The sequence below is a fragment of the Candidatus Pelagibacter sp. genome, assembly GCF_965262185.1.
In the GTDB taxonomy this organism is placed as follows: domain Bacteria; phylum Pseudomonadota; class Alphaproteobacteria; order Pelagibacterales; family Pelagibacteraceae; genus Pelagibacter.
In genome coordinates, this window is the sequence record NZ_OZ253498.1 from 636,076 (window position 1) to 654,454 (window position 18,379).

Genomic DNA, 18,379 nt, shown 5'->3' on the forward strand with positions numbered 1-18,379 from the left:
AAATAAACTATCCTATTTTAATTGTGTTTGCGTTTACGAATTCATATTTCGGAACTTCCATATTCCATGGGGCTGGTCCTTTTCTTATTCTTCCAGACGTATCATAGTGAGAACCATGACATGGACAAAACCATCCATTATAATCACCTTTATCATTCAAAGGCACACATCCTAAATGAGTACAAACTCCTACCATGACTAACCATTCAGGATTTTTTACTCTATCCTCATCTTTTTCTGGATGAATTAATTCTTCCATTTTGACAGACCTTGCCTCTTCGATCTCTTCTTTAGTTCTTCTTCTAATGAAAACTGGTTTTCCTCTCCATAGAACTGTAATTGTATTTCCAGGTTGGACTGAACTTATATCTACCTCAGTACTTGCTAATGCTTTAACTGAAGCATCTGGGTTCATTTGATCTACCATTGGCCACACTACTGCTGCTGCTCCAACGGCACCTACAGCTGTAGTCGCCGTAAATAAAAAATCTCTTCTTTTTGGCTTTTTATCTGACATTTTAAATAGTTTTTTGTTAAAATATTAATTTAATATACGATTTCTTATAAGATAACAGTAATTTTTCTACTGAAAGAATGACACATTATGAATGAAAACTAGACCTAAAATTTCGCTATACGAACCAGATATTCCACAGAATACAGCTGCAATTATACGAACATGTGCCTGTTTAGGGGCTGAATTAGAAATTATTGAGCCTTGTGGATTTTTATTATCTGACAAAAGATTTAAAAGAGTTGTCATGGATTACATGGACTACAGTAAAATTAAATTTTATCAAAGCTCAGAACATTTTTTTGAAGAAAAAAAAAATCAAAGAATTGTTTTAATGACAACAAAAGGTTCTATAAATTATACTAAATTTAATTTTAAAAATGATGACACAATATTATTTGGAAGAGAGAGTGCTGGTGTCCCTGAAAAGGTTCATAAGCTAATCAGTGATCGTCTAAAAATTCCAATGAATAAAAAAACGAGATCTCTAAATATAGCATCCTCAGTTGCAATAGTTTTGGCTGAAAGTTTAAGACAAAATAATTTGATGTAATATGGACAATTCAATTAAAAAAGACCTAGCAAGCAATTGGTTCAAATTATTACAAAATGCAATTTGTAATGACATACTGGAATTAGAAAATAATAAAATTAAATTTAAATCAACTTCTTGGAAAAGAAACTCAAAAAAAGATGAAGGTGGTGGTGAGTATAGAATTTTAAAAAATGGAAAAATTTTTGAAAAAGTTGGAGTAAATTTTTCAAAGGTACATGGAAAATTTCCTAAAAAATTTCAAAAAAATATACCAGGAGCAGAAAAAGATCCTAGATTTTGGGCTTCAGGAATTTCGGTAGTTATGCATATGCAAAATCCACACATTCCAGCTATGCACTTTAATACAAGATATATCAGCACTCAAAAAAACTGGTTTGGAGGGGGAATGGATGTAACCCCGACCATCAAAGATGATAATGAAAAGAATAAATTTCATAAAACTTTGAAGTTAATGTGTGATCAACATAATAAAAATTATTATAAAAAATATAAAAAATGGTGTGATGAATATTTTTATTTACCCCACAGAAAAGAGGCTAGAGGAATTGGGGGAATTTTTTTTGATTATAAAAATGATAATTTCGAAAAAGATTTTAAATTTGTAAGAGATGTTGGGATTACTTTTCAAATGATCTTTAATGAAATTATTAGAAAAAAAATTAAGAAAAAATGGTCTTTAAAAGAAAAAGAGATGCAGTATATTAAGAGAGGTCGTTATGCAGAATTTAATTTACTGTATGACAGAGGAACCAAATTTGGATTACAAACGGGTGGTAATGTTGAAGGAATTTTAATGTCGTTACCTCCTTTAGCTAAGTGGAAATAAAAAAATGGAAAAAGAACCTATAACTTTAAACGGGCTAAAAAAATTAGAGGAAGAACTTATTTTTTTAAAAGAAAAGAAAAGACCTGAAATAGTTGCTGCAATTGCTGAAGCAAGATCACATGGAGACCTCAAAGAAAATGCCGAATATCATGCAGCAAAGGAAGAACAATCTCACAATGAAGGAAGGATTACTGAAATAAACGACATAATAGCAAGAGCTAATGTAATTGATGTAACTAAATTAAATAATGAGGGCAAAGTAATTTTTGGATCAACTGTATATTTAGAAGATTTAGATAGTGGAGAAAAAATAAATTATAAAATTGTTGGAAAAGATGAAGCTGACTTAAAACAAAAATTAATTTTCTTTCAGTCACCAATAGGAAAAGGATTAATAGGTAAAAATAAAAGTGATCTTGTAGAAATAAGTACCCCTTCTGGGACAAAGAATTTTGAAATTAAAGACGTTAAATATATTTAACTTTTTGCAATTTTTTCAACCTGTTTATCTGAAATTTGAAATCCGTTTTGAACCCAGGTTTCTTCTATAAGTTTTAACTTATTACCTAAAATTTTACCCTCAGGAATTTTATACTTAGACATTAAAATATTTGCTCCAATTTTTAATTCAGGCAATGTTTTGTTTTCATAAATTTTAAGTAGTTTTAATAATTTATTCTCAACCTTACTTGAATAGAACAATTTAAAATTAATTATATCAATTACAGTTTGTCTGCCATTATAGTAAAATATTTTATTAAAGTTTTTTTCTGTAAAACTTTTAATATTCACCTTTTCTTTGAAAAAATAGTGAATTAATTTGAGCCTCTTTTGATCTTTTTTTGAGATTTTAAATTTATAAATGAAATAATCAGTATTGTCTGTTTCATCAATAATCAGCAATGCAATTACAAAAATAAAATCAAAGTTGCTAATAACTTTAGAACTGAATGAATTTAGCTTCTTAAAATGATGAATATTTTTAAATTGTGGAAATACTATTTCTAATATTTCTAAACTTTGTTGATCTTCAAATAATTTGAGAAAATTTTTTGATTTAACTGTCTTTTTAAATTCATCTAATAATCTTTCAGAAGATAAATTCGAAATACCTTTGATATTTTTTTTAAATATTTTAATTATCTCTGTTTTATGATTTTCTTTTGAGTAATTAATATGAAAACGGAAGTATCTTAATATTCTTAAATAATCCTCTTGAATTCTTTTTTCTGGATCTCCAATAAATTTTAAAACACCTTTGTCTAAATCTAGCTTACCATTTTGTGGATCAAATAAATTTCCTAAACTATCAGAGTAAATAGCATTAATGGTGAAATCTCTTCTTTTTGAATCTTCTTTCCAATCAGAAGTAAATTCAACTTTTGCATGTCTTCCGTCTGTAGCAACGTCTTTTCTGAGTGAGGTAATTTCATAATTTTTTTCATTTATTACTGCAGTTATCGTGCCGTGTTCTTTACCTGACTCAAAAAATTTAATTTGGTGTTTATTTAGTGCTTCACAAACTTCATCTGGAGTAATGTTAGTTGCTAAATCAATGTCATCTACTTCTTCTCGATTTATAATTTTTCTAATACATCCACCAACAAATCTTAATTCACTATTTTCAGAATAATTGTTGATTGCTTCAAAAATTTTTTTTGCAGGAGTGTTCTGGGATATTTTTTTTATATTTTTGCTTATATAATTAAGATTTTTGGACCTAAAAAAAATTTTATCTAAAAATTTATCCATATATATGGCTGGGGCGCTAGGATTCGAACCTAGGATGCAGGTACCAAAAACCCGTGCCTTACCGCTTGGCTACGCCCCAATATTATAGTTCCTATAACACAAAAAAAATAAATTTATATAGTTTTTGATACATTCAACCAACAATTATTAAATTTCCTCTTAAATTGAACTTTTGCTACATTGCAGTCTTTGACTGATTTATAGTAAGCAATAACTGTAGATCCAGACCCAGTCATTCTTACAAACTCAGGATTATTAGTCTTTTCTAAAAATAACTTAATTTTTTTAAGTTGTGGGTATTTTGAAATAGCAATATCTTCTAAGGCATTAGTTTGATTTTTTAAAAATTTATAACCAAACATATTCTTTTTGGGATTGTTAAATTTTGGTTTTGTAAAATTTCTAACATTAGAATAAATTTTTTTTGTCGCACAACCAAAATTGGGCTTTATTAAAAGCATTTTTAAAATCGGACAATTTAAAAATTTTTTAATTTTATTGTTTGAGAGTAAGACTGAACTAGATGGTTCTATACCCAAAATTACATCAGACCCTATTTCAGAGCAAACCTTTGAAATTTTTTTTTTACTAATTTTAATTAGCTTTTTTTTATTTAAAAAATTTAAAATACTCGCAGCATTTATAGAACCTCCGCCAAGTCCAGCTTTTTGGGGAATATTCTTTGTTATAGAAACTCTAAATTTTTGATTTAGTAGCAACCTTTCTCGATCTAGAATTTCAAAGAGTTTTTGAACAGTATTTTTTTTTCCAATACCTTTCGCAAATTTCCCTTGAAAAAAAATATTATGTTTTTCACCTCCTGTTTTTTTTATTGAAATAACATCATGCAAATCAATAAAACTAATAATACTTTCAATTTTATGTAATGAATTATTTTTTCCTGTTACATTGAGAGCTAAATTGATTTTGGCATGAGATTTTAAATTTAATTTCATTGAATAGATTTTAAGCCAGTAATCAACTTTTTGTTTATATTTTCTCTCATATCATCGTCAGTATCATCAAAGTTCAACACACTATTCCAAAAATATCTTGCCTGAATTTTTTGATCTAGCTTCCACAATATATCTCCGTAATGATCATTTACTATTGGATCATCTGGCATTAATTCAACAGCTCTTTTTAAATATTTTTCTGCTTCCCCATATTCATCTATCAAGAAATATGCCCAACCAATTGAGTCAATAATATACGGATCATTACTTTTTGAATTATATGCTATTTTTAACATTTCCATCGCTTCATCTATTTTGTAATCACGTTCTAACCAAGAATAAGCAAGATAATTTAGGACATATGCATCATCAGGTCTTATCCTTAGTGCATGAAGTAAATCTTCATCTGACTTCTCATAATTACCTAATCTTTCGTAGCTCCCACCTCTTCGATATAAAATATCTGATTTAATTACAGAGCTATCCTCTAGAGAGGAGATTAATTTTGAATAATAATCAATTGCAAGTTCATAATTTTTAGAGTTTTTGTAAAAATTCGCTAAATCAAAAATCATCTTTGGGTTAGGTTTTTCAATATTTTTAAACTTAGACTCAATATAGCTTGTTGCCTTTTCATAATTTTTTTCTTTCACTATTATTTGTGCTTCTTTTTTAACTCTAAACCAATAATAAAATTCTTCAGTCTCTTTAAATTTTCTTAATATTTTTTTTACCTTATTATATTCGCCATCTGCAAAGAAATTTTCTGCAACAAGTGATAAATTAAATTCAAATTTAGGATTTAAATATATTGATAAATTTAAATAAAAATTTGATTTTTCAAAATTATCTTGTGATGAATAAAGATTTGATATCAAAAATAAAAATTCACTAATTATATCATTGTGATTTCTACATGAGAAAATTTTTTCAAAACTTTTAAACTTATTATTATCTATCCAGCTTTTTGTTTGTGTCAGCAAAAGTGTTGAACCAATATAATCAATTTGATCAATTATTGACTTTGCCTGATCAAACTCTTTATTCTGAATAAGATAATTTATATAAAAAAATATATATCTTGAATAATCACCTTGTTGACTATTTATTAAATTTAAAAAGAAAGAACTGGTTCTTTGATCATTATAATAACATCTTTGAAATGCCTCAGCTATTAATGATAAGTTTCCAAAATTTTTCTTATTAGGTAAAAGTTTTTTATTTTTAAAAGTGTAAATATACTGCTTTAAAGTTTCAAAAATTACTAAATTAATTCTATTTTCTTCCTGAAATTTCAAACTTTGATCTAAGTAAATATTAGCTTTATCAAAATCATTTTTTTTTAAACTATCAATTATTAGTAAAATATATGCATCAAAAAAATCTGTGTTACTTTTTTTTGAGTTATTTTTTACAACATTTATTGCTTGCGCTACTTTGTTTTCCAATACAAGAGAATTAACATATCTTTTTAAATAACTGTCGTGGTTATTCAGTAAAACTTTGCTTAAGTTGAAATATTTTAAAGCTTCTGAATTGTCTCTATTTTCATAAGCTATAATACCTGAAAAATAATTAGATAAATCTCTTGAGTTGAAATCATTAAAACTTGTACTTTTAGAATAAACAGGTGTCTGATAGGATAACGCTAATAATAATATGATTTTAAATATTTTAGATATCATTTAATCCTTGTAAGGTGAAAAAATTGATAAATCAAAACGACAAATTAAACGAAGAATTGATAAATACAATAGAAGCCAATTTTGTATTTGATAAAAAACCTATTAATAGGTTTTCTGAGGTAAAAAAAGAAAGTGATATCAATCAAAGAAATAAACAAGATTTATTAGAAAATCTAAAGAAACAATTAAATTCAATTGAAAATTGTAAAATAAGAAATAATTCCAAAAATATTGTTCTTGGAGAAGGAAATATTGATAGTCCTATAATGTTAATCGGGGAAGCGCCAGGTGAAATTGAAGACAAAGTTGGAAACCCTTTTAAAGGAGAAAGTGGAGAGCTTTTAGACAAAATGTTGTTAGCAATAAATATTAAGAGACAAAATATTTATACAAGTTATGCAATAAATTTTAGACCACCAGAGGATAGAAAACCAACTTCACAAGAAATTAAACGTTACTCAAACTTTTTAAAAGAACATATATCTATTATTGATCCCAAAATTATAATTTTAATGGGTAGCACAGCTATGGAAGCTGTTACTGGGATTAATGAAAAAATATCTTCAGAAAGAGGTAAATGGAAGGAAATAATTTTAAATAATAATACTTATCCTTTAATGATAACTTTTAACCCTTCTTATTTAATTAGATATCCAGATAATAAAAAATATTCATGGGAAGATTTAAAAAAAATAAGAGAAAAAGTTAAAGAGTTAAAATTAAAAATTTAATGAAATTAATAGCTGGTGTTGATGAGGTCGGCAGAGGTAGTTTAATAGGTCCTGTTTATGCTGCTGCTGTCATTCTAAAGAAATCTGTGGATCCAAAAATTTTAAAAGATTCAAAACTGTTGAGTAAAAAAAAGAGAGAATACCTTTTTAATTATATTAAAAAAAATTCAATTTGGTCATTAGGTAAAGCTTCTGTTAGTGAGATTGAAAAACTCAACATACTAAATGCAAGTTTACTAGCTATGAAAAGAGCTATATTAAAATTAACAAAAAAACCAACTCTTGTATTAATAGATGGAAACAAAATTCCACAATTAAAAAATTATAAATTGAAATCAATCATAAAGGGCGATAAAAAAATTCCTTCAATTTCAGCAGCCTCTATAATAGCTAAGGTATCAAGAGATAGATTTGTTGCTACTTTATCAAAAAAAAACAAAGGTTATCATTGGGATAAAAATTTTGGTTATGGCACCAAACAACACTTACAAGCATTAAAGAAACTAGGCATAACTAAACATCATAGAAAAACTTTCTCTCCTATATCTAGGTTAACTTAATACTACATCTAGTTATCATTAAAATTCGATACACAAATCGAATCCAATTTTTTCAATCACAGGTTGACCGAAGAATCCATTTGGAGTCTAATTAATTTTTACAAATGAAATCTGATTTTAAAAATAAAATAATTAACGGAGACAGTCTCGAAGAATTAAAAAAAATTCCAAGTGAAACCTTTGATTTAATTTTTGCTGACCCTCCATATAATTTACAATTAAAAGGTGAATTGATTAGACCCGATAGATCAAAAGTCAGCGCTGTAAACGACAAGTGGGATCAATTTAAAAATTTTAAAAAATATGATGAGTTTACTTATGAATGGCTTAATGAATGCAAAAGGATTTTGAAAAAAGATGGAGCTATTTGGGTTATAGGTAGTTACCATAATATTTTTAGAGTAGGAACTGCAATACAAAATCTAGGTTTCTGGATACTAAATGATGTCATCTGGAATAAAAATAATCCAATGCCTAACTTTAGAGGTACAAGGTTCACAAATGCTCATGAGACTTTAATATGGGCTTCTAAGAGTGAAAAATCAAAATACACATTTAATTATCAGTCTTTAAAATGTTTAAATGATGATCTTCAGATGAGATCTAATTGGAATCTTCCTATTTGCAATGGTTCTGAAAGACTTAAAAAAAATGGAAAAAAAATTCACTCTACTCAAAAACCAGAATCACTTTTACACAGAATTTTACTAGCTACATCAAATAAAAATGATCTAATTCTTGATCCTTTTTTAGGTTCTGGAACTTCTGCTGCAGTTGCAAAAAAACTAGGGAGAAATTATTTTGGTATAGAAAAAGAAAAGAATTATTTTAAAGCTGCTGAGGAACGTATAAAGACTACCAAACCAATTGAAGATGATTTGTTAGATACACTTAAAAATAATAGATCAAAACCAAGAATTCCGTTTGGATCATTGGTAGAACTTGGAATAATTAAGCCTGGAACTAATATTTTTGATAATAAGAAAAAAATAACCGCAAGAATAATGGCTGATGGTAGTATCAAACACAACCAAGCGGAAGGTTCTATTCATAAAGTTGCAGCTACTATTTTAGGAGCTGAAAGCTGCAATGGTTGGACATTTTGGCATTGTGATATTAATGGCCGAACCTACCCAATCGATTACTTGAGACAAAGATTAATTTCTAAAAATTAATTTTTATAAATTTTACCTAAATAACTTTGCAGAAATTTTTTATTTTTAGTCAAAAGCTTTAAAAAAATATTTCTAAAAAAGATCATAATCGGATTTGATAAATGAAAAGCAAATTGATTAAAATTAGATCTTCTATTAATCATTTTTACTCTCTCTAATCTAGAATTATAAAAATCATTTTTTTGGTTTATTATAATTTCATATAATTGATTGGCTCCTTCTATTGATTGTGAGGCTCCCTGAGCAAAAGAAGGTGAGAATGCAAAAAAAGCATCTCCAACTAAATAAATATTTTTGGGAGGAATAAATGGATTTTTACTTACAAATACTGGAAACAATTTAATATCTTCAAGACTCTGAAATACTTTTGATGAAATTTTTTTGGATAATTTTTGTTTAATGCTCTCAATAAATGTACTTTCATCACAAAGATTGTGATTTTTTTGCTGTTCAGAATTTAACTTATTCTTCAATATCCCAATAAAATTAAATTTTTTATCATTATTAAGTGGATATAATACATAATGAAAATCTGATCCTAAAAATAAAGAAATATTTTCCTCATTTATATTATCAAGAAGTTCTTTGGATACACTGGCTCTAACAGCGATAGTGTTATTGTAAATTGGTTCTGAATTATTATTCGAAATTAATGACTTTCCTTTTGAAAATACACCATCTGAAATAATTAAATGATCACAAGTTATTTTATCTTGATCAAAATTTAAATTTATTGAGTCATTACTGTATGCTATCTTATCTAAACTGCAGTTAAACTTGATTGAATTTTTATCTAATCCATTTATTAAAAAGTGAAGTAATTTTGATCTTTTCAACGTTGTGTACTTACAATCATCAGAATTAAATTTTGAAATATTTAAATCACAAATTTTCTTTGAATTTTTAATTTCATAAAAATCAATTTTTTTTGGATTAAATTTCTCTTTGTCCGACAAGGAAGAGAAGCCTAATTTGTTTAATAGCTTTACGCTATTTACAGATAATTGAATACCATAACCTTCCTCTATTTCTAATGAAGTTTTTTTTTCATAAATTGTGACCTGATAATCTTTATTTCCTTTAAATAAATTAGCTATAAACAGACCCGAAATCCCTGCGCCAATAATTGCTATTTTTTTCATTTTTGACTTTCTAAAAATTTTATTATCTTTTTGGTAAATGTCGGGAGTACATAATTTTGAAGTTTTGTAGGATTTATCCAATTAATATTTTTCTCAAAGTTGTGCTTCTTCTTATATTCAATTTTGATATTCATATTCATATTAGATATTTTAAAATTTAAATCTTTACTAAAATTTTTAGGATTATTTAATTGATCCATTGGAAAAATATTTAAATTTTTCAAAAAATTAAATTTATTATTTTTGATTAATAAATATTGATTATTTTTTTTATAAACATTCAATTTATAATATGTTTCCTTGTTAATTTTCTTGAATTTCACTAAATCAAAATTTTTATTTTTAAATGCTTTGCAATTATTAGATAATGGACATTTGTTACAAGTAGGATTTGTAGGTTTGCAAATTAATGCACCCAGTTCCATCAAAGCTTGCGCATAATCGCTTGATCTTTTTGTTGATATACCAAAAATTTTTTTTTGATCTTGTAAGAATTCTTTTTTAATTTGACTTTGTTTTTTTAAATATAAGTATCTTTTTAATACTCTCTCAATGTTTCCATCCAAAGGAATTATTGGTTTATTAAATGCAATTGCTGAAATTGCACTTGCTGTATAATCGCCAATGCCTGGTAATGATTTTAATTCATAAAAATCTTCAGGTATTTTTTTGTTAAATTTTTTAACAATTATTTGAGCAGTTTTTTTTAAATTTCTAACTCTTGAATAATATCCAAGACCTTCCCAAAGTTTGATTAATTTTTTATCATTGTATTTTGATAACTTTTCAATATTAGGAATATTATTAATAAATCTATTAAAATATGGTATCACAGTAGCAACCTGCGTCTGTTGCAACATGAACTCGCTAACCAATGTAAAATATTGTTTCTTTTCTTGTGAAACCTTATTTCTCCAAGGTAAAGATCTCTTATTTATATCGTACCAATTGAGAATTTTATTTGTTATTATTAGATCTTTCATATGCAATTTAAAAATAATACTAAGCAGAGAAATACTAGCATTCAAGGGTTAAGATCTTTTAAAGACACTTTACCAAAAAATTTAAAAAAAATTATTCATAAAAAAGGTCATATATATTCAGAAACACTCAGTAATTGGAAATATTTAGTAGGGAATGAATTGTTTAAAGTCTGTTTTCCAAAAACATTCAAAAACTTAAATCGATTTGGTGTGAGTACTTTAGTTGTAATGGTTAAAAGAGGCCATGAAGTGGATGTAGAATATTCAAAAAAAAATATTTTAGATAAAATGAATAATTTTTTCGGCTACGATGTTGTTGAAAAGCTCAAATTTATTAGCTTTGATGACGAACAAAAAAACAGCAGTTTGAATGAAGCTAAATCAAATAATGTGGCAATTAGTAAATATCAAGATAAAATTAAAGATGTTAAAAACGAAAAAATTAAAAAATCATTAACAGAATTAACAAAAGTTTATAAAGAAAAATGAGAAAAATTATATTACTTGCTATAATTATTTTGGGAAGCTTTTCAAATTTAAATGCTGAAGAAATAAAAAGAATTATCGTTGGAAATAAAGACGCAAAAATAACTATAATTGCGTTTGAATCATTAACTTGTAGCTATTGTGCTAATTTTCATAAAAACGTTTATCCAGAACTTAAAAAAGAATATTTGGATACAGGGATTGCTAAAATAGAGTTTAGAAACTTTCCTTTAGATATTGCCGCCTTCAATGCTGCAAAAGTTGCTCAGTGTAAAAATGATGGGAATGCTGATATTTTGGAAAGTTTATATGCTAACCAGCAAAAATGGGTGAAGGGAAGCTCTATTGAGGAAGCAAATAAAAATCTTCAAATATTTTTAAAAAACGAGGGTTTCTCTATAGATTTTGAATCTTGTGTGAACAACAAAAATATTGAGGATTTTGTGTTAAATGACCGAATAGAGGGTGCAAAAAATTTCAAAGTAAACGCAACCCCTACGATAATAATCAACAACAAAAAATTCGAGAAAAAACTTAATTATAAAAATTTGAAAAAAGCACTAGAAAAAATGATATAAGTTAGTGCATGGAGTTTAAAAAAATCCAATTAAATGGATTTAAATCATTTGCTGAAAAAACAAATTTCTTAATAGAAGAAGGTCTTACTGGAATAGTTGGTCCTAACGGCTGTGGAAAATCAAACATAGTAGAATCTTTAAGATGGGTAATGGGAGAGACCTCTGCAAAAAGTATGAGAGGTTCAGGAATGGAAGATGTAATTTTTTCAGGGACATCTAATAAGGCATCAAAAAATATTGCTGAAGTTTCCATAGAAGTAGAGAACAAAGAAAAAGAAGGTCCTATTCAATATCGTGAATTAGAAAATATACAAGTTAGAAGAAAAATTGAAAAAGATAAGGGTTCTAAATTTTATATTAATGACAAAGAGGTAAGAGCAAGAGATGCACAAATGTTTTTTGCAGATCTTTCAACAGGCGCACATTCTCCTTCTATGATTAGTCAGGGAAGAATTGGAGCCTTAGTGACAGCAAAGCCTACTGACAGAAGAGCAATACTTGAGGAGGCTGCTGGAATTTCTGGTTTACATGTAAGAAGACATGAGGCTGAACTTAGACTTGGTGCAGCAGAAAATAATTTAAAAAGAGCTGATGAGTTGCGACGTCAACAGGAAAAGCAATTAGCAAATCTTCAAAAGCAAGCTGAGGAAGCCACCAAATATAAATTAATTTCAGAAGAAATAAAAAAAATAGAAGCAGGATTATATTATTTGAGATTATTGGAAATTGAAAAGGAAATTAAAATTGAGAACGAAATTAATGCTGAAGCAGAAGGTGAAGTAGAAGGTTTTAATAACCAGATATCTGAGCTTGAAAACTTAATAAAGATCTCAACAGACAAAGTTGCTCCATTAAGAGAAAAAAATATTGAGAATTTATCTAGGATACAAAGGCTAAATTTAGAACTTCAAAGCCTAGATGAGGAAAATACTAGAATTCAGGACGAAATTGAAGGTATTAAAAAATCAATCCAAACTTTGGATGAGGATATAGCAAGAGAAAAAGGAATTATTATTGATGCTAACTCTAACGAGAAAAGGTTAAAAGAGGAAAAATCTGATTTGATTGAAACAGATTCAAAATATTTTGAAACTGAAAAAATGTCTAACGAAGATTTAGAAAATGCTAAGAATGAACTCGAAAGAGAACAAAATGCAGTTGATGAAGTTGTTAATAATTTAGCAAAAGATACAATTAAAATAAGTATTGGCCCCATAAAAAATGTAAAAAACTCTATTTCTAGAGTTAAAGAATTAATAGATGCGAATGAAATCAACCAAGCATTTGCTCTTTTAGATAGATGTTCAATGGAATTAGACAATTTTATTAGTGATTTAAAAAATGAAAAATCAAGAACTGAACTATTAAATGTCAATGAAAAATCAAAGACAATAAAAGTTCTTCAAGAAAAATATGCTGATGCATATAGTAAAAATCAATCAATAAAAAATGAATCTGTCAAAAGAAATGAAAGAATAAAAACTATAGAGACCGAAATATCAAGCTGGAAAAATCTTTTATCTAATTCAGAAAAAATGGTTAATGAATTAACTGAAAGAAAAAATAAATTGTCTAAACAATTAAATGATTTAGAAAATCAACCAAGAGTACAAGCAGAAAGAAAAGGTCAAATTTCTGAAAATTTAAGAATTTCTGATGAAGAAAAAATTGATAATGAAAAAATTATAGAAGAAACTGATAAAAAAATTGAAACGCTAAGAGCACAATTAAATGAAATACAAGAGCAATCAATTCAAATTAGAGAAAGAAAAGCAAGCTCAGGTGCAACCATTGAAGGTTTGCAAAAAAGAAAAAATGATTTGCTTGATAGAATTAATACAGAATTAAATTTAACTGAAGAAAATATATTAGAAAATTCAAATTTATTTGGAGTTGAAGAGCTTCCAAATCATATTGATCAAGAAGATGCTTTAGATAAAAAGAAACAAGAAAGGGATCAATTAGGTTCAGTTAATTTAAAAGCAGATGAAGAAACTAGTAAGTATGAAGAAGAAATTAAAAAAATGGAACAAGATCGTAGTGACATTGTTACAGCAATAGTTAAACTTAAAGACAGTATTGATGAGCTAAATCAAAAAGGAAGAGAAAGACTGGTTGAAGCATTTGAAAAAGTTAACAGAAAATTTAATGAGGTTTACACAAAACTTTTTAATGGTGGAAATGCAAAACTTGAACTTGTAGATTCTGATGATCCATTAGAAGCTGGTTTAGAAATGTTAGTTAGCCCTCCAGGAAAAAGGCTTCAATCTATAACTTTATTATCTGGTGGTGAACAAGCTCTAACCGCCCTATCTTTAATTTTTGCAGTATTTTTAACCAACCCTTCTCCAATTTGTGTTTTGGATGAGGTAGACGCTCCCCTTGATGATGCTAATGTAACAAGATTTTGTAACTTGCTTGAGGAATTAATTAAAATTACTAACACTAAATTTATAATTGTTACTCACCACGCATTGACAATGTCTAAAATGAACAGGCTATATGGAGTAACTATGCCACAAAAAGGGATAAGCCAACTGGTTGCTGTAGACCTTCAAAAAGCAGAAAGTATGGTTGCTTAAACAATATAAATGGCAAAAGACCCTTTTAAAACTCGCTTAGAGATTGCAAAAAGCAAGATTTCCAAGAAAAATCTTTATAACAAGAAGGATGACCCGTCACCTATTGGAACTGCATTCAAATTGAGCACAGAACTTGTATCTGCAGTGGCTGTAGGGACAATTATTGGGTTTATTTTTGACAAGACCTTTGGTACTAAACCCTGGTTTATATTAATATTTTTTTTTGTTGGGGTGATCGCTGGGATAACAAATGTGATTAAATCTGCAAAAAAGATGCAAAAATAAGTTAGTACTATGGCAGCAAACCCAATGTCACAATTCGATGTTTATAGAATTGGACCTGAAATAAAAGTTGGAGCATTTGATATATCTTTTACAAACGCAAGTTTGTTTATGATTATTAGTACAGTTTCTATTTTATTAATTTTTAATTTAGGATCTAAGAAAAATTCAATCTTACCAAATAAAATTCAGTTATTAGCGGAACTTAGCTACACCTTTGTTGCTAAAATGATTAGTGATACAGCAGGTTCTAAAGCAAAACCATATTTTGCATTTATTTTTTCTTTGTTCATGTTTGTGTTGTTTTGCAATATGTTTGGAATGATACCTTATACATTCACCGTAACTAGTCATATTATCGTTACATTTGTTCTTGCTGCATTTATTTTTATTGGTGTAACAGTAATAGGATTTATTAAACATGGTTTTGGATATTTAAAATTATTTGTACCAAGTGGAGTACCAGCGGTACTACTTCCTTTAATAGTAGTAATTGAGATTATTTCTTATCTGAGTAGACCAATAAGTCTATCAGTTAGATTATTTGCAAATATGATGGCTGGTCATACAATGATGAAAGTTTTCGGAGGCTTTGTAATTAGTCTTGGAATAGTTGGTGGATGGCTTCCACTAAGTTTTTCAGTTGCATTAACTGGTTTGGAGATATTAGTTGCTTTTCTTCAAGCATATGTTTTTGCAATTTTAACCTGCATCTATTTAAATGATGCATTAAATTTACACCATTAATAACAGAGGAGGATATAATGGAATTAGAAGCAGCAAAAATGATCGGAGCAGGTTTAGCAGCAATAGCTTTAGCTGGTGCCGGTGTTGGTATTGGAATAATTTTTGGAAATTATTTATCAGGTGCTATGAGAAACCCATCAGCAGCTCAGAAACAATTTCCTAACCTACTTTTAGGTTTTGCACTTGCTGAAGCAACAGGATTATTTGGGTTAGTTGTTGCATTGATTATTTTATTTGCGTTTTAGGTTAATGGTCAAAATATATCTTCATCTAATATTTTTAAGCTTCTTTTTCATTAAAGAAGCTTTTGCCGCTGAAAGTGGAGGTATGCCTCAATTAAATCCAGAGTTTTGGGTTTCTCAGATTTTCTGGTTGGTACTTACTTTTGGGATAATGTATTTGGTTTTATCTAAATTAATTCTTCCAAAAATTAGTAACAACTTAGAATCTAGAAAATCTCAAATTCTAGAAAATATTGAGGCAGCTGAAAAACAAAGAGAAGATAGTGAGACCAAACTTAAAGAATATGATCAAATAATTTTAAAAAGCAAAACTGAAGCTAATGCTATGTTTAATCAAGCAAGAGAAAAGGCAGTTAAAGATATAAATGCTAAAAGAGACGTTCTTGATAAACAAATAGATGACGAAATAGCTAAAGCGGAAAAAGAAATCCAAGCTTTAAGAGATAATGCGCCTGATAAAATAAATAAAATTGCTATAGAAACGTCATCTGAGTTACTTCAAAAACTTATTGGTGCTGAAGTAAATAATAGCAGTATATCAGCAATTGTTGACGATCTATCTAGAAGAAATGGAGATAAATACTATGGCAATTGATGCAACTTTCTGGGTAGCAATTTCATTTGTAATCTTCATCGGGGTTTTAGTTTACTTTAAAATTCCACAAAAAGTTTCTCAAATGCTCGATGGTATGATTTCTGACATCAAAAATGAGATAGATGAAAGTGAAAAATTAAGAACAGAAGCAAAAACTTTGCTCGATAATGCTCAAAAAAAATTAGATACCGCAACTTCTGTAAGTAATGAAATTTTGGAAAATGCAAAAAAAGAGTCGGATAAATTAATAATAGATTTAAATGATAAATTTCATAAATCATCGGAAATTAAAAAGAGTTTGGCTGAAAATAAAATTAGCCAAATGAAAGAGGCTGCATTGAAAGAAATAAAAGATGCTTCAATCAAAATAGCGGTAGACTCAGTAAAAAAAATCATAACTACATCAGTTGATAAATCAAAACTAGATGCTGTATTTCAAAAAAATTTAGAAGAAACTAAAGAACAGCTAAAAAAAATAAACTCATAATACGGTTACAATTTCCTGAAAAAGCTATAAGTTACAGTAATGAATTCTATAGTTATTGGATCTGGATTTGGTGGTATTGCTGCAGCAATAAGACTAAGAGCCAAAGGACATAAAGTAAAATTAATAGAAAAACATTCAGATCTAGGTGGAAGAGCTAGAGTTTTTAAAAAAGATGGTTTTACTTTTGATGCTGGGCCAACAGTAATAACTGCTCCATATTTAATTAATGAACTATTCAGTTTGTTCAATAAAAATCCTGAGGACTACATAAAATTAACTCCACTTAAAATTTGGTATCAATTTGTTTTCGAAGACCAAACTAAATTTAATTACTCAGGTGATGAAATAGAAATGAAAAAACAAATTGAAAATTTAAATCAAGAAGATGTTAAGGGGTATGAAGATTTAGTAAATTTTACCAAAAAAATTTTTGAAAAAGGATTTTTAGAACTTGCAGATGTTCCATTTGATAAACCTTTTTTTATGATGAAACAGCTGCCAGCATTATTAAAACTAAAGAGTTATAAATCAGTTTATTCATTAGTATCGTCTTATGTAAAAAATGAAAAATTAAGAAGGATGCTTAGTATGCATCCATTGTTGGTTGGTGGAAATCCATTCACAACTACCTCAATTTATGGGCTAATTCTTTATTTGGAAAAAAAATGGGGTATTCATTATTCAATGGGTGGCACAGGAAATATAATTAAAGGATTTGAAAAGTTAATGGGGGAAGTAGAAATTGAAATTATAAAAAATACTGAGGTAAGAGAAATTATTAATAAGAATAATAAAATTACTGGTGTTGTAATTAACAACGAAGAGATTATCGAAGCTGATAACGTTATTTGTAATGCAGACCCTCCTGCTTTTTATGAAAAAATGACTAGTAAAAACTTAAAAAATTCAATGCTGTTTGATTGGAAACAAAAGAGGATGGACTATTCAATGGGTTTATTTGTTTATTATTTTGGAACCAAAAAAGTCTATGAAAACGTTGAACATCATACAATTAAATTTGGAAACAAATATAAAGAACATCTGGATGATATTTTTGATCATAAAAAATTAAATAACGATATTAGCTATTATCTCCATAGACCCTCTGCAACAGATAAGAGTATGGCTCCTGAGGGAAGTGATTGTTTTTATGTATTAGTACCAGTTCCCAATAATCAATCAAATATAGATTGGCAAATAGAAGGTGAAATAATGAAAAACCTTGTGATTGATAAAATGGAAAAAGATTTAATGCCTAATCTTAGAAGTAATATTGTATCAGATTTTTATCTTACGCCTGATTATTTTGAGAAAGAACTAAATACAAAATATGGATCAGGTTTTTCAATTCAGCCTAAATTCACTCAATCAGCTTATTTTAGATTTCATAATAAATCAGAAATTTATGATGGTCTGTATTTTGTTGGTGCAGGAACACACCCAGGCGCAGGGGTACCGGGAGTACTTTCCTCGGCAAAAGTATTAGATAAATTGATTTAG

21 protein-coding genes and 1 tRNA gene are annotated in these 18,379 nt (G+C 27.8%); 15 read left to right on the plus strand and 7 right to left on the minus strand.

The genetic code is table 11. The features are described 5' to 3' along the window. Nucleotides 1-7: 7 nt before the first annotated feature. Nucleotides 8-517: a ubiquinol-cytochrome c reductase iron-sulfur subunit gene (gene petA, locus ACQY31_RS03540; protein WP_428080919.1), complete on the minus strand. Its 510-nt coding sequence runs from the start codon at nt 515-517 to the stop codon at nt 8-10. 91 nt (nt 518-608) lie between these two features. Between petA and ACQY31_RS03545 the strand changes: the two genes are divergently transcribed. From ACQY31_RS03545 to greA, 3 genes are read left to right on the plus strand one after another with little or no spacing between them, the layout of a single operon-like run. Beyond that, nucleotides 609-1,067 (plus strand): tRNA (cytidine(34)-2'-O)-methyltransferase, encoded by a 459-nt coding sequence (locus tag ACQY31_RS03545; protein WP_428080921.1) that lies wholly within the window; start codon nt 609-611, stop codon nt 1,065-1,067. 1 nt (nt 1,068) lies between these two features. Next, complete coding sequence (gene hemF, locus ACQY31_RS03550; RefSeq protein WP_428080923.1) at nt 1,069-1,896, plus strand: oxygen-dependent coproporphyrinogen oxidase; 828 nt, start codon at nt 1,069-1,071, stop codon at nt 1,894-1,896. Between the two features lie 4 nt (nt 1,897-1,900). Beyond that, nucleotides 1,901-2,377, plus strand: a complete 477-nt coding sequence (gene greA, locus ACQY31_RS03555) for a transcription elongation factor GreA (RefSeq protein WP_428080925.1) — start codon at nt 1,901-1,903, stop codon at nt 2,375-2,377. Here greA and ACQY31_RS03560 read toward each other — a convergent pair. From ACQY31_RS03560 to ACQY31_RS03575, 4 genes are all read right to left on the minus strand, one after another. Further along, nucleotides 2,374-3,648 (minus strand): CCA tRNA nucleotidyltransferase, encoded by a 1,275-nt coding sequence (locus ACQY31_RS03560; RefSeq protein ID WP_428080927.1) that lies wholly within the window; start codon nt 3,646-3,648, stop codon nt 2,374-2,376. The two genes, greA and ACQY31_RS03560, sit on opposite strands and share 4 nt — an antisense overlap. Before the next feature lie 5 nt (nt 3,649-3,653). Further along, a tRNA-Gln gene (locus ACQY31_RS03565) sits at nt 3,654-3,727 on the minus strand. Between the two features lie 34 nt (nt 3,728-3,761). Beyond that, nucleotides 3,762-4,604 carry a 4-(cytidine 5'-diphospho)-2-C-methyl-D-erythritol kinase gene (locus tag ACQY31_RS03570; protein WP_428080929.1) on the minus strand — a complete coding sequence of 281 codons (843 nt, stop codon included), beginning with the start codon at nt 4,602-4,604 and terminating at the stop codon, nt 3,762-3,764. Then, nucleotides 4,601-6,289 carry a tetratricopeptide repeat protein gene (locus tag ACQY31_RS03575; RefSeq protein WP_428080931.1) on the minus strand — a complete coding sequence of 563 codons (1,689 nt, stop codon included), beginning with the start codon at nt 6,287-6,289 and terminating at the stop codon, nt 4,601-4,603. The genes ACQY31_RS03570 and ACQY31_RS03575 overlap by 4 nt, the downstream gene beginning before the upstream one ends. Nucleotides 6,290-6,303: 14 nt before the next feature. Between ACQY31_RS03575 and ACQY31_RS03580 the strand changes: the two genes are divergently transcribed. The 3 genes from ACQY31_RS03580 (at nt 6,304) to ACQY31_RS03590 (ending at nt 8,755) form a co-directional block, all read left to right on the plus strand. Continuing rightward, nucleotides 6,304-7,020: a uracil-DNA glycosylase gene (locus ACQY31_RS03580; RefSeq protein WP_428080933.1), complete on the plus strand. Its 717-nt coding sequence runs from the start codon at nt 6,304-6,306 to the stop codon at nt 7,018-7,020. Then, nucleotides 7,020-7,580 (plus strand): ribonuclease HII, encoded by a 561-nt coding sequence (locus ACQY31_RS03585; RefSeq protein ID WP_428080935.1) that lies wholly within the window; start codon nt 7,020-7,022, stop codon nt 7,578-7,580. The genes ACQY31_RS03580 and ACQY31_RS03585 overlap by 1 nt, the downstream gene beginning before the upstream one ends. Before the next feature lie 104 nt (nt 7,581-7,684). Next, entirely contained in the window at nt 7,685-8,755 is a 1,071-nt protein-coding gene (locus ACQY31_RS03590) for a site-specific DNA-methyltransferase (RefSeq protein ID WP_428080937.1), read from the plus strand. On the opposite strand, the gene ACQY31_RS03595 is transcribed toward ACQY31_RS03590, so the two are convergent. Together ACQY31_RS03595 and ACQY31_RS03600 are read right to left on the minus strand one after the other, a co-directional pair. Next, nucleotides 8,752-9,897, minus strand: a complete 1,146-nt coding sequence (locus tag ACQY31_RS03595; protein ID WP_428080939.1) for a salicylate 1-monooxygenase — start codon at nt 9,895-9,897, stop codon at nt 8,752-8,754. The genes ACQY31_RS03590 and ACQY31_RS03595 overlap by 4 nt on opposite strands. Next, nucleotides 9,894-10,880 carry an A/G-specific adenine glycosylase gene (locus ACQY31_RS03600; RefSeq protein ID WP_428080941.1) on the minus strand — a complete coding sequence of 329 codons (987 nt, stop codon included), beginning with the start codon at nt 10,878-10,880 and terminating at the stop codon, nt 9,894-9,896. Before ACQY31_RS03600 ends, ACQY31_RS03595 begins: the two co-directional genes overlap by 4 nt. Between ACQY31_RS03600 and ACQY31_RS03605 the strand changes: the two genes are divergently transcribed. The 9 genes from ACQY31_RS03605 to crtI are packed head-to-tail and all read left to right on the plus strand — an operon-like array spanning nt 10,881 to nt 18,379. Further along, on the plus strand, nt 10,881-11,369 hold the full coding sequence (locus ACQY31_RS03605) for a DUF721 domain-containing protein (protein ID WP_428080943.1): 489 nt from the start codon (nt 10,881-10,883) through the stop codon (nt 11,367-11,369). It abuts the gene before it with no gap. Next, entirely contained in the window at nt 11,366-11,944 is a 579-nt protein-coding gene (locus ACQY31_RS03610) for a thioredoxin domain-containing protein (RefSeq protein ID WP_428080944.1), read from the plus strand. Before ACQY31_RS03605 ends, ACQY31_RS03610 begins: the two co-directional genes overlap by 4 nt. An 8-nt stretch (nt 11,945-11,952) precedes the next feature. Beyond that, nucleotides 11,953-14,526 carry a chromosome segregation SMC family protein gene (locus ACQY31_RS03615; protein WP_428080946.1) on the plus strand — a complete coding sequence of 858 codons (2,574 nt, stop codon included), beginning with the start codon at nt 11,953-11,955 and terminating at the stop codon, nt 14,524-14,526. 9 nt (nt 14,527-14,535) lie between these two features. Further along, complete coding sequence (locus tag ACQY31_RS03620; protein ID WP_428080948.1) at nt 14,536-14,811, plus strand: AtpZ/AtpI family protein; 276 nt, start codon at nt 14,536-14,538, stop codon at nt 14,809-14,811. Nucleotides 14,812-14,820: 9 nt separating this feature from the next. After that, complete coding sequence (locus ACQY31_RS03625) at nt 14,821-15,555, plus strand: F0F1 ATP synthase subunit A (RefSeq protein ID WP_075506408.1); 735 nt, start codon at nt 14,821-14,823, stop codon at nt 15,553-15,555. A gap of 17 nt (nt 15,556-15,572) precedes the next feature. Beyond that, nucleotides 15,573-15,800, plus strand: a complete 228-nt coding sequence (locus ACQY31_RS03630) for a F0F1 ATP synthase subunit C (RefSeq protein ID WP_006997791.1) — start codon at nt 15,573-15,575, stop codon at nt 15,798-15,800. A 4-nt stretch (nt 15,801-15,804) separates the two neighbouring features. Next, nucleotides 15,805-16,392: a F0F1 ATP synthase subunit B gene (locus tag ACQY31_RS03635; RefSeq protein WP_428080954.1), complete on the plus strand. Its 588-nt coding sequence runs from the start codon at nt 15,805-15,807 to the stop codon at nt 16,390-16,392. Next, nucleotides 16,367-16,879 (plus strand): ATPase, encoded by a 513-nt coding sequence (locus ACQY31_RS03640; RefSeq protein ID WP_428080956.1) that lies wholly within the window; start codon nt 16,367-16,369, stop codon nt 16,877-16,879. Before ACQY31_RS03635 ends, ACQY31_RS03640 begins: the two co-directional genes overlap by 26 nt. A 39-nt stretch (nt 16,880-16,918) precedes the next feature. After that, on the plus strand, nt 16,919-18,379 hold the full coding sequence (gene crtI, locus ACQY31_RS03645) for a phytoene desaturase family protein (protein WP_428080958.1): 1,461 nt from the start codon (nt 16,919-16,921) through the stop codon (nt 18,377-18,379).

Coding starts and splice junctions, on each gene's coding strand:
- petA (WP_428080919.1), bottom strand. CDS start 517: ATGTCAGATAAAAAGCCAAAAAGAAGAGATTTTTTATTTACGGCGACT.
- ACQY31_RS03545 (WP_428080921.1), top strand. CDS start 609: ATGAAAACTAGACCTAAAATTTCGCTATACGAACCAGATATTCCACAG.
- hemF (WP_428080923.1), top strand. CDS start 1,069: ATGGACAATTCAATTAAAAAAGACCTAGCAAGCAATTGGTTCAAATTA.
- greA (WP_428080925.1), top strand. CDS start 1,901: ATGGAAAAAGAACCTATAACTTTAAACGGGCTAAAAAAATTAGAGGAA.
- ACQY31_RS03560 (WP_428080927.1), bottom strand. CDS start 3,648: ATGGATAAATTTTTAGATAAAATTTTTTTTAGGTCCAAAAATCTTAAT.
- ACQY31_RS03570 (WP_428080929.1), bottom strand. CDS start 4,604: ATGAAATTAAATTTAAAATCTCATGCCAAAATCAATTTAGCTCTCAAT.
- ACQY31_RS03575 (WP_428080931.1), bottom strand. CDS start 6,289: ATGATATCTAAAATATTTAAAATCATATTATTATTAGCGTTATCCTAT.
- ACQY31_RS03585 (WP_428080935.1), top strand. CDS start 7,020: ATGAAATTAATAGCTGGTGTTGATGAGGTCGGCAGAGGTAGTTTAATA.
- ACQY31_RS03590 (WP_428080937.1), top strand. CDS start 7,685: ATGAAATCTGATTTTAAAAATAAAATAATTAACGGAGACAGTCTCGAA.
- ACQY31_RS03595 (WP_428080939.1), bottom strand. CDS start 9,897: ATGAAAAAAATAGCAATTATTGGCGCAGGGATTTCGGGTCTGTTTATA.
- ACQY31_RS03600 (WP_428080941.1), bottom strand. CDS start 10,880: ATGAAAGATCTAATAATAACAAATAAAATTCTCAATTGGTACGATATA.
- ACQY31_RS03605 (WP_428080943.1), top strand. CDS start 10,881: ATGCAATTTAAAAATAATACTAAGCAGAGAAATACTAGCATTCAAGGG.
- ACQY31_RS03610 (WP_428080944.1), top strand. CDS start 11,366: ATGAGAAAAATTATATTACTTGCTATAATTATTTTGGGAAGCTTTTCA.
- ACQY31_RS03615 (WP_428080946.1), top strand. CDS start 11,953: ATGGAGTTTAAAAAAATCCAATTAAATGGATTTAAATCATTTGCTGAA.
- ACQY31_RS03620 (WP_428080948.1), top strand. CDS start 14,536: ATGGCAAAAGACCCTTTTAAAACTCGCTTAGAGATTGCAAAAAGCAAG.
- ACQY31_RS03625 (WP_075506408.1), top strand. CDS start 14,821: ATGGCAGCAAACCCAATGTCACAATTCGATGTTTATAGAATTGGACCT.
- ACQY31_RS03630 (WP_006997791.1), top strand. CDS start 15,573: ATGGAATTAGAAGCAGCAAAAATGATCGGAGCAGGTTTAGCAGCAATA.
- ACQY31_RS03635 (WP_428080954.1), top strand. CDS start 15,805: ATGGTCAAAATATATCTTCATCTAATATTTTTAAGCTTCTTTTTCATT.
- ACQY31_RS03640 (WP_428080956.1), top strand. CDS start 16,367: ATGGAGATAAATACTATGGCAATTGATGCAACTTTCTGGGTAGCAATT.
- crtI (WP_428080958.1), top strand. CDS start 16,919: ATGAATTCTATAGTTATTGGATCTGGATTTGGTGGTATTGCTGCAGCA.